The organism is Rhodococcus sp. NPDC003348 (genome assembly GCF_053589375.1).
Map to the genome: position 1 here is coordinate 1 of NZ_JBSFRT010000087.1, position 4,948 is coordinate 4,948.

4 protein-coding genes are annotated in these 4,948 nt (G+C 67.2%); 3 read left to right on the forward strand and 1 reads right to left on the reverse strand.

The window, feature by feature from the left end:
• Positions 1-152 precede the first annotated feature (152 nt).
• Complete coding sequence (locus tag ACWDU4_RS28155; protein WP_450117251.1) at positions 153-1,118, forward strand: carbohydrate kinase family protein; 966 nt, start codon at positions 153-155, stop codon at positions 1,116-1,118.
• 89 nt (positions 1,119-1,207) lie between these two features.
• Here the strand turns inward: ACWDU4_RS28155 and asnB are convergent, their stop codons facing one another.
• The gene (gene asnB / locus ACWDU4_RS28160) at positions 1,208-3,133 is read right to left on the reverse strand and encodes an asparagine synthase (glutamine-hydrolyzing) (RefSeq protein ID WP_450117252.1); all 1,926 of its coding nucleotides are present in this window, start codon (positions 3,131-3,133) and stop codon (positions 1,208-1,210) included.
• Between the two features lie 215 nt (positions 3,134-3,348).
• Between asnB and ctaC the strand changes: the two genes are divergently transcribed.
• Complete coding sequence (gene ctaC / locus ACWDU4_RS28165; RefSeq protein WP_450117253.1) at positions 3,349-4,419, forward strand: aa3-type cytochrome oxidase subunit II; 1,071 nt, start codon at positions 3,349-3,351, stop codon at positions 4,417-4,419.
• Between the two features lie 72 nt (positions 4,420-4,491).
• Positions 4,492-4,908: a cytochrome c oxidase subunit 4 gene (locus ACWDU4_RS28170; protein WP_450117254.1), complete on the forward strand. Its 417-nt coding sequence runs from the start codon at positions 4,492-4,494 to the stop codon at positions 4,906-4,908.
• Positions 4,909-4,948: the final 40 nt, after the last annotated feature.

Sequence of the window (4,948 nt, forward strand, 5' to 3'; positions counted from 1 at the left end):
TCCGCACCGACCCCTCCGGCACGGCACCCACACGGGTGCCGCGCCGGGGGTGTGTTCAGGGTCCGGGCCGCGCCGGAGGCGCCCGACGCGCGACGCAGCCGGGTACCGTGATGGCTTTGCTCCGTGCACAGTCGAACTGAAAGGTCTCACGCGTGACAATCGCGGTCACCGGTTCCATCGCCACCGATCACCTGATGCGTTTTCCCGGGCGCTTCGCCGACCAGCTGATCGCCGACCAACTCCAGCACATCTCGCTGAGCTTCCTCGTCGACGACCTGGTGGTCCGTCGCGGTGGCGTCGGCGGCAACATCGCCTTCGCGATGGGTGTTCTCGGCGGCTCGCCGCTGCTGGTCGGTGCGGTGGGCGCCGACTTCACCGAGTACCGCGGTTGGCTCGAGCAGCACGGCGTCGACTGCGCCGCGGTCCGGGTGTCGCAGATCGCGCACACCGCCCGGTTCGTGTGCACCACCGACGAGGACATGGCTCAGATCGCATCCTTCTACCCGGGCGCGATGAGTGAGGCCCGCGACATCTCCCTCGCCGACCTGCCCGCAGGCGTCGATCTGGTGCTCGTCGGCGCGAACGATCCCGCCGCGATGGCCCGCCACACCGAGCAGTGCCGCGAACTGGGGCTGCCGTTCGCCGCGGACCCGTCGCAGCAGCTGGCGCGGCTGTCCGGCGCCGAGGCGCGGGAGCTGATCGGCGGCGCGAAGTACCTGTTCACCAACGAGTACGAGTGGGCGCTGCTGCTGCAGAAGACCGAGCTGACCGAGCGGGAGATCGCCGACCAGATCGGGTTGCGGGTCACGACCCTCGGTGCGAAGGGCGTCGAGATCGTCGACCGGGAGGGGAACTTCGTCCGCGTCGGGGTCGTGCCGGAGAAGGCGAAGGTGGATCCGACCGGCGTCGGCGACGCGTTCCGCGCCGGCTTCCTGACCGGTCAGAGCGAGGGTCTGAGCATCGAGCGGTCCGCCCAGCTGGGTTCGCTGGTCGCGGTCCTCGTGCTCGAGACCGTCGGCACGCAGGAGTGGACCCTGGACCGGGACGAGGCCGTCAAGCGTCTCGCCGACGCATACGGGAACACCGCGGCCGAGGAGATCGGTGCGCTGCTGAAGTAGGTCGCCGGTGCGGCGACCCGGCGTCCGCACGAACCCGAAAAGGCCCCGCCCGAAACCCGGGCGGGGCCTTTTCGGTCGGTGTGCGGTGCCTAGACGTGGACCGGGTACACCGGCTCCTGGATCTGCGGCACGATGCGCTTCTCCACGAAGATGCCGTGCCAGACCATGAAGCACAGCACCGTCCACAGGCGGCGGCTGTGGTCCGAGACGCCGTCCCGGTGCTCGTTCAGCATCGACGCGACCGCGGCCTTGTCGAAGATGTGGTCGGTCTGCGAGTCGGCGATCTGCTGGTGGGCCCAGTCGAACAGCTCGGTGCCGCGCAGCCAGTGCCGCAGCGGAACCGGGAATCCCAGCTTCGCGCGGTGCAGCACGTGGGGCGGGACGATGCCCTCGAGCGCCTGGCGCAGCGCGTACTTCGTCGTCTGCTTGGTGATCTTCTGGTCCAGCGGCACCTGCGAGGCGACCTTGAAGACCTCGGTGTCGAGGAACGGCACCCGCAGTTCGAGCGAGTTCGCCATCGTCATCTTGTCGGCCTTGACGAGGATGTCGCCGCGCAGCCAGGTGAACAGGTCCAGGTGCTGCATCCGGGCCACCGGATCCCAGCCCGCCGACTGCGCGTAGATCGGTGCGGTGACGTCCTGGTGTGTCCACTCGGGTCGGAAGTCACGCAGGACGGCCCGCAGCTGCGCGTCGTTGAAGCTGCGCGCGTTGCCGTAGTAGCGCTCCTCGAGGGTCATCGAACCCCGGTTGAGCAGGCTCTTGCCCCGGGTGCCGTCGGGGATCCTCTCCGACAGCTTGCCGGCGGCCCGGCGCAGCGGCGTCGGTAGGTACTCGAAAGGCTTGAGCGACAACGGTTCCCGGTAGATGGTGTAGCCGCCGAACAGTTCGTCGGCGCCCTCTCCGGACAGCACCACCTTGACGTGCTTGCGCGCCTCCTTGGCGATGAACCACAGCGGTACCAGGGCCGGGTCGGCGACCGGATCGTCGAGGTACCAGATGATCTCGGGGATCGCCGCCGCGAACTCGGCGGGGGAGACGACCTTGGTCACGTGCCGGGCGCCGATCGCCGCCGCCGACTCGGCGGCGACGTCGATCTCGGAGTAGCCCTCACGCTCGAATCCGGTGGTGAAGGTGATCAGCTTCGGGTTGTGGCGCATCGCCAACGCGGCGATCGCGGTCGAGTCGATGCCGCCGGACAGGAAGGACCCGACCGTCACGTCCGCCCGCATGTGCTTGGCGACCGAGTCCTCGAGCGCCTCCGCGATCTCCCGGTAGCGCGACTGCTCCGAGCCCGGCGTGAACGGCCGGACCGGGAACTGCGGGGTGAAGTAACGGGTGATCCGGGGCTGCTCGCCGGGCCGGATCCAGGCGTACGACCCGGACTCGAGCCGCCGGATCCGCGCGTGCAGCGTCTCCGGCTCCGGGACGTACTGCAGCACGGTGTAGTGCTCGGTCGCCCGCGGGTCGAGGTCGGTGTCGATGCCGATCACGTCGGCCAGTTCGAGCAGGCTCTTCTTCTCGCTGCCGAACGCGGTGCCGCCGGCGCCGGTCGCCAGGAACAGCGGCTTGATGCCGAACGGGTCGCGGGCGACGAACAGCTCCCGCGTCTCGGTGTCCCAGATCGCGAACGCGAACATGCCGCGCAGCCGGCGCACGGCATCCGCACCCCAGAAGTGGAACGCCGCGACGATGGCTTCGCTGTCTCCCTCGGTCCGGAACGTGGCCTGGTGGTCGCGGGCGAGTTCCTCGCGCAGTTCCAGGTAGTTGTAGATCTCGCCGTTGAAGGTCAGCGCATAGCGGGTCGGATTGTCCTCGGGACCCCAGCGCAGCGGCTGATGGGAGTGTTCGATGTCGATGATCGACAGCCGGTTGAAGCCGAACACGAGGTCGTCGTCGTGCCAGGTTCCGTGCTCATCGGGCCCACGGTGTCGCAGGCAGTGCATCGCGGAGTCGACCCGTGAGACGGCGGCGTCGGTGGTTCCGTCGGAGGTCAGTAGCCCGAGCAGTCCACACACAGCGTCCAGTACCTCAATTCGCTTCGGGGGGAACTCCACACCCGCGTGAACAGGCGTGGAGGGGATTGCAGATTGATTCTGCCGAGTATGCCGCAGACTCGCCGAACCGCCGGGTGTGACCCGAGGGTGGATAGGCGGCGGCTTTGGTCTACGCTGCGTAGTATTCGGGTGTCCCGCTGGGCTGCCCCTATCAATTTTGCGGCGATCAGGAAGGCGTGAACGTGGCGCAGAGTCGGATCCTTCGGCGAGCGGGGCTAGCGGTCTCATTGGGACTGGCCGCCATGCTGCTGTCGGGATGTTCGATCGACAATTCGGTGCTTCGCTTCGGATGGCCGTCGGGCATCACTCCGCAGGCAGAGCGAATGCGCGAACTGTGGACCTGGTCGGTCATCGCGGCCCTGTTCATGGGCGTGATCGTGTGGGGCCTGACGTTCTGGACGGTCATCTTCCACCGGAAGAAGAAGGACTCCCCGGAGTTCCCGCGCCAGACGGCGTACAACGTCCCGCTGGAGTTGCTGTACACGGCGGTGCCGTTCGTCATCATCGCGGTGCTCTTCTACTTCACCGTGGTCGTGCAGAACTACGTCACCGAGAAGAAGGACAACCCGAACGTTGTCGTCGACGTGACCGCCTACCAGTGGAACTGGAAGTTCGGTTACCGCAGCATCGACCTCGGTGACGGCACTGCCAAGTACGACGGCGTCGACAAGGAGGCCCAGGCGGCCGCCGAGGCCCCGCGCGAAGAGCAGGTCATCCACGGGCACGAGGTCCCGGGTCCGCTGGCCGGCAAGAGCGAGCACGACCTGTCGTACCTGCGTTACGACACCATCGAGACCGTCGGGTCCAGCAACGAGATCCCGATCCTGGTGCTGCCGACCGGCAAGCGGATCCAGTTCGATCTCGCCGCCGCCGACGTCATCCACTCGTTCTGGGTTCCGGAGTTCCTGTTCAAGCGGGACGTCATGCCGAACCCGGAGGAGAACCACTCCGACAACGTCTTCCAGATCAGCGAGATCCAGAAGGAAGGCGCGTTCGTCGGCCGTTGCGCCGAGATGTGCGGCACCTACCACGCGATGATGAACTTCGAGGTCCGCGCCGTGAGCCCGGAGAAGTTCGCCAAGTACATCGAGCTGCGCAAGCCGGTGAACGAGGGTGGCCAGGCGCTGTCCACCGCAGAGGCGCTCGCGGAGATCGGTGAGTCGCCGGTCGCGACCTCCACCACCCCGTTCAACACGGAGCGCACCTACCGCCAGGCCACCGAGGTCCTCGAGGGCGAGTACCAGTAAGCCTGCTTCGGCACCCAAGAACATGCGGGGCCTGACGGCCTCCGACGACCTCGCGACAAAGGACGAGCTGATATGAAGATCGAAGCCAAGCTCTTCGAGATGTTGACGGTGTTTTTCGTCTTCATCGCAATCGTGTATGGCATCTTCACCGCCATGTCGAGGACCGGTGTCGAGTGGGCTGGCACCACCGCGCTCGTCCTCACCGCCGGACTGAGCCTGATCATCGGCACCTACTTCCGGTTCGTGGCCCGTCGCCTCGACACCCGCCCGGAGGACTACGAGGAGGCCGAGATCTCGGACGGCGCCGGCGATCTGGGCTTCTTCAGCCCGGGCAGCTTCTGGCCGATCCTGCTCGCCGGTGGAGCCGCTTTCACTGCCGTGTCGCTGGCCTTCTTCCAGCCGTGGCTGATCGTGGTCGGTGCCGTGCTGGTCATCGCGTCCGCTGCCGGCCTGGTGTTCGAGTACCACATCGGGCCTGAGAAGCACTGACCGGAGTTTTCGCGCGGAGGGCGCCACACCCGAACGGGTG